Origin of the sequence: Janthinobacterium sp. AD80, assembly GCF_002878455.1 — a bacterium.
Taxonomy (GTDB): Bacteria; Pseudomonadota; Gammaproteobacteria; order Burkholderiales; family Burkholderiaceae_D; genus Janthinobacterium.
Genome location: NZ_NRDQ01000305.1, coordinates 1 through 4,929 on the forward strand (window position 1 = coordinate 1; position 4,929 = coordinate 4,929).

The window sequence follows — 4,929 nt, forward strand, 5'->3', positions numbered from 1 at the left end:
ATCAAGCCCTCTCGCCCCTCGGCAAGGAAGCGCCCCAGCCATTTGCGCACAGTTGCTTCGCTCACGGCGTAGCGGGTAGCGGCCTGGCAGCTCGGCAGGCGGTTAAGCAGGACGTCTTCGACCATCTCGACTCGACGAATCAGCGTTAATCGGGCATTCTTATGGATGTTCATTCGGTTGGTTTCCTTGAGAACTGGGGGTTTGGCGATTTCCAGTGTCTCAAATCCAATCCGAATGAACCACAACAACCTATTGAAACATCACACCTAGGGTGCCGGCGGCGTGGCGCCGTCCCGCCCCGCGTCCTGCACTACCGTAACGGACAGCGCGGTTACGGCGCCGGGCACGCGCGCATGCTCCACGGCCTGCGCGGCGCGCTGCTGCAAGTCGCCGCGTTCGATGGTGTTCCCTTTGATGGCTGGCGCGCGCGGCGCGGCATCCTGGCCGCTGACGATGGCCCGGCCGGCAAACGCCAGCACCAGCAGCATCAGCGCGGCCAGCAGCCAGGTACCCGGGCGCGCGTAGGCTGGGCGCTGCCGGCGCGCCTGGCGCACGGCGCCGTCGACGATGATGCGCGCCAGTTCCGAGCCGTGCTGGCGCGTGCGCAGCGCCTCGAATTGCGGCGCCGTCAGGCTGCCTTGTGCGAGCATCTCGCGCAGGGCGGCGATCGGCGAGGACAGCAGGCGGTCCGCAGGCAGGCTGGCGTGGGCGCATCGCGCTGCCACTGGTTGATCAGGTTTTCGTCGTACAGGGTGTCGACGGCCTGGCGGTTGACTTGCCGCAGGGCGTCGGCGGCCAGCTGCTGGCGTTGCTGCAGGGCCGCGCCGTCATGCTGGCGCGGCAGCTCGCGCACCCGCTGCAGGAATGCGTCTTGCGGCAGCAGATCCGTGCGCAGCAGCCAGGCCAGGGTCTCGGCGGTATCCGCATTGGCCGCCAGGCGCGGCATGTCGACGTCATCGTCTTCGTCCAGTGCGAGGATGGCCAGTTCGTCCATGGCCTCGTCGAACTGCGTGGCGGTGATCAGGCCGAGCTGGCGCAGTGCGGCAAGGGCGGGGTGGGCATGGCTGGTCATGGGCGGCAAATTTGTCAGGGAGACAAAATGTTAGCGCAAAAGTGCGTTTTTCATGCGCACAAGAAAACAGGGCCGGGGCGGAGTAGCGCCGCGCCGGCCCTGCCGTGTGCCATCAAGAGGCGGATCAGTGCTTCAGGCCGCGCCAGCCGATGTCGCGGCGGTACTGCGCGCCGTCGAAGTGGATTTTTTCCACGGCTTCATATGCCTGCTTCTGCGCCATCTTGATGCTGTCGCCCAGGCCCACCACGCACAGCACGCGCCCGCCGTTGGTGACCAGGCGCTCGCCTTCGATGCGGGTGCCCGCATGGAAGGTGACGGAGTCAGGCGTTTCAGCCGGGATGTCGCCGATCGGCGTGCCTTTGACGGGATCGTCCGGGTAGCCGGCGGCGGCCATCACCACGCCGACAGCCGTGCGGCGGTCCCATTCCAGTTCCACGGCGTCGAGCGTGCCGTTGACGGCGTGTTCCATGACGGTGACCAGGTCGGTCTTCAGGCGCGCCATGATGGGCTGCGTTTCCGGGTCGCCCATGCGGCAGTTGAATTCCAGCGTCTTCGGCGTGCCCTTGTCGTCGATCATCAGGCCCGCGTACAGGAAGCCCGTAAACGTGATGCCATCCTTGGCCATGCCCTGGATGGTCGGATTGATGATTTCACGCATGACGCGCGCATGCATGGCCGGCGTGACGATGGGCGCGGGCGAATACGCGCCCATGCCACCCGTGTTCGGGCCCTGGTCATTGTCCTTCAGGCGCTTGTGGTCCTGGCTGGTGGCCAGCGGCAGGATGTTCTTGCCGTCGCACATGACGATGAAGCTGGCTTCTTCGCCGGCGAGGAATTCCTCGATGACGATGCGCGCGCCGGCGTCGCCGAACTGGTTATCGGACAGCATCATGTCGACCGCCTGGTGCGCTTCTTCCAGGGTCATGGCAACGACCACGCCCTTGCCGGCGGCCAGGCCGTCAGCCTTGATGACGATGGGCGCGCCCATGGCGTCGACGTAGGCGTGCGCCGGGGCGACGTCGGAGAAGGTCTGGTAGGCGGCCGTCGGGATGCCGTGGCGCTGCATGAAGGCCTTGGCGAAGTCCTTCGACGATTCCAGCTGCGCCGCTTCTTTCGTCGGGCCAAAGATTTTCAGGCCGCGCGAGCGGAACAGGTTGACGATGCCCGCTGCCAGCGGCACTTCCGGGCCGACGACGGTCAGGCCGATGTGCTCCTGCTGAACGAAATCGGCCAGCAATTGCGGGTCGCTGATGTCGAGATTGACCAGGCGCACATCGCGAGCGGTGCCGCCATTGCCCGGCGCGACATACACCATCTGTATGCGTTCGGACTGGGCCAGTTTCCAGGCCAGGGCGTGTTCGCGGCCGCCAGAGCCGACTACCAGAATTTTCATAGGGACCGTTCGTTCAGTGTGGGTTGCAGGGCGGCGGTGCCGCCCTTGAGGTGTACTGCTTGTTTTTTGCCTAGTTTTCGATCAGGGCGTTGGTGAACACTTCCTGGACGTCGTCCAGCAGTTCCAGCGCATCGATCAGCTTTTGCATCTTGATGGCGTCGTCGCCCGTGTAGACGGTTTCCGTCGCCGGTTTCATGATGACTTCAGCCACTTCGGCCTTGAAGCCGGCCGCTTCCAGCGCTTCCTTGACGGCGGCGAAATCGTGCACGGGAGTCAGCACTTCGAAGCCGCCTTCCTCGTCGGCGATGACGTCTTCGGCGCCCGCTTCCAGGGCCGCTTCCATCAGCTTGTCTTCGTCGGTGCCCGGCGCGAACAGCAGCTGGCCGCAGTGCTGGAACATGAAGGCGACAGAGCCTTCGTTGCCCATGTTGCCGCCATTCTTGTTGAAGGCGTTGCGTACCTCGGCCACCGTGCGCACGCGGTTGTCCGTCATGCATTCGACGATGACGGCCGCGCCGCCCACGCCGTAGCCTTCGTAGCGGACTTCTTCATAGTTGGCGCCATCGACACCGCCGCTGCCGCGGTTGATCGCGCGCTGGACGTTGTCTTTCGGCATGTTCGCATCGGCAGCCTTGTCGACAGCCAGGCGCAGGCGCGGATTGGCGGCGATATCGGCGCCGCCCATGCGGGCCGCAACCGTGATTTCCTTGATCAGGCGCGTCCAGATTTTGCCGCGCTTGGCATCGGTGGCAGCCTTTTTATGCTTGATATTGGCCCATTTGCTATGTCCTGCCATGTCGAATCTTCCTTAGACGGGTGTTCAATTGTGGCCGACATTTTAGCATATCGGCCCCTTGCAAAGCGGCATGGCCCCGTCATCAAGCCGACACATTTTGTTGTTAAAGTGACGCGCTTTCATGTTATGCATCATCCCACCACTCGAATAATCAAGATTAAGGGCGCGACATCATGGCAAGTCACATGGATAGACGGCAGTTTCTGAAATTGGGCGGTTTCATTACCGTCTCCGTGGCCACCGTTGGCCTCGCCGCCTGCGGCAGCACCGATTACAGCGACCATGGCGTGCCCCTGGCCAGCGGCAGCGACTGGAAATTCCCGCAAAGCGTGGCCTCGGGCGACCCGCGCGCCGACAGCGCCATGCTGTGGACGCGCGTCGTGCCAGCCAGTTTCGACGCCGTCGCGCCCGCCGTGGCCGGCAAGGAAGAGGTTGCCATACGCCTCATCGTCAGCGCCGCCGACAACACGGCCGCGCTGGGCGGCAACACGGCCCTGGCCGGCACCCCCATCGTCGACGCCAAGCTGCCGCTGAAGGCCGATTTCGACAACACCCTGCGCCACAAGGTGACGGGCTTGCAGCCGGGCCAGGTGTATTTCTACCAGTTCATCGCCGGCGACGTGCGCTCGAACGTGGGCCGCTTCAAGACGGCGCCGGCCGCCACGGCCGACGTGCCGCAGCTGCAGTTCGCCTACCTGACGTGCCAGGACTGGAGCATCAACCACTGGGGCGCGCTGTCGCACATCGCCGCCAATGAAGCGCTCGATTTCATCGTCCACCTGGGCGACTACATTTATGAAACCGTGGGCGAAGCGTTCCAGAGCGGCGCCGTGGAAAGCCGCCACGACCGCTTGATCCTGCCGGAAGGCACGTTCAAGAGCGGCACGTCCGGCGCGAAATACGCGACCACGGTGGCCGATTACCGCTACCTGTACAAGAAATACCGCACCGACACGCGCCTGCAGGCCGTGCACGAGCGGTTTGCCTTCATCGCCATCTGGGATGACCATGAATTCACGGACGATGCCTGGCAGGACGCGTCCACCTATGAAGGCATCGTGGCGCTTGACGGCAGCGACCTGCACCAGCCGAACCGCCGCCGCAGCGCCAACCAGGCGTGGTTCGAATACATGCCGGCCGACGTCACGTTTGATGGCGCCGCGACGACGTTCCAGAATATCCAGATCTACCGCGATTTCCAGTTCGGCAAGCTGATGCAGCTGGTGATGACGGACGAGCGCCTGTACCGCGCCGACCATGCGATTCCCGAATCGAGCATCAATCCCGCCACGGGCAAGCCGCTGGGCAGCATCGGCAGCCGCTACCTGGTGCCGCAGGCGCTGTTCGACAGCGTGGAAGGGCAAAAGATGGCCGCCGCCACCAAGGCGGGCACCGATCCGCTGGCCGTCGTCGGCATGCTGGGCAGCACGCAGCGCGACTGGTGGAAGGGCAAGATGAAGGCGGCCACCTCCACCTGGAAGCTGTGGGGCAATGAAGTGTCATTGCTGCGCATGGGCCTGAATGGCACCGATGCGATTGCCACCTTGCTGGCCCTGAGCGCCATGGGCAAGGTAGGCCAGACCATCGCCAGCACCTTGCCCTTGGTGGGCGGCAGCGTGCCGCTGGCCTCGGCCATCGTGGCCGCTGCCACGGCGGGCGCCGCGCAAA

Annotated in this window: 6 protein-coding genes; 1 reads left to right on the forward strand and 5 read right to left on the reverse strand. The window is 64.6% G+C overall.

The window, feature by feature from the left end; all coding sequences use genetic code 11:
- From JaAD80_RS32060 to JaAD80_RS28980, 5 genes are all read right to left on the reverse strand, one after another.
- The coding region (locus JaAD80_RS32060) for a leucine zipper domain-containing protein (RefSeq protein WP_180979654.1) at window positions 1-173 on the reverse strand (173 nt) is incomplete at its 3' end.
- Window positions 174-266: 93 nt separating this feature from the next.
- A complete protein-coding gene (locus tag JaAD80_RS28965; RefSeq protein ID WP_102299637.1) occupies window positions 267-650 on the reverse strand; it encodes a hypothetical protein in 384 nt (127 codons plus the stop codon).
- The gene (locus JaAD80_RS28970) at window positions 629-1,072 is read right to left on the reverse strand and encodes a hypothetical protein (protein ID WP_102299638.1); all 444 of its coding nucleotides are present in this window, start codon (window positions 1,070-1,072) and stop codon (window positions 629-631) included. Before JaAD80_RS28970 ends, JaAD80_RS28965 begins: the two co-directional genes overlap by 22 nt.
- A gap of 124 nt (window positions 1,073-1,196) precedes the next feature.
- The gene (gene purD, locus JaAD80_RS28975) at window positions 1,197-2,465 is read right to left on the reverse strand and encodes a phosphoribosylamine--glycine ligase (RefSeq protein WP_102299640.1); all 1,269 of its coding nucleotides are present in this window, start codon (window positions 2,463-2,465) and stop codon (window positions 1,197-1,199) included.
- Window positions 2,466-2,535: 70 nt separating this feature from the next.
- Entirely contained in the window at window positions 2,536-3,261 is a 726-nt protein-coding gene (locus tag JaAD80_RS28980; RefSeq protein ID WP_092796020.1) for a YebC/PmpR family DNA-binding transcriptional regulator, read from the reverse strand.
- Window positions 3,262-3,446: 185 nt separating this feature from the next.
- Between JaAD80_RS28980 and JaAD80_RS28985 the strand changes: the two genes are divergently transcribed.
- Window positions 3,447-4,929, forward strand: a 1,483-nt coding sequence (locus tag JaAD80_RS28985; protein ID WP_180979655.1) for an alkaline phosphatase, incomplete at its 3' end; no start/stop codon positions are given.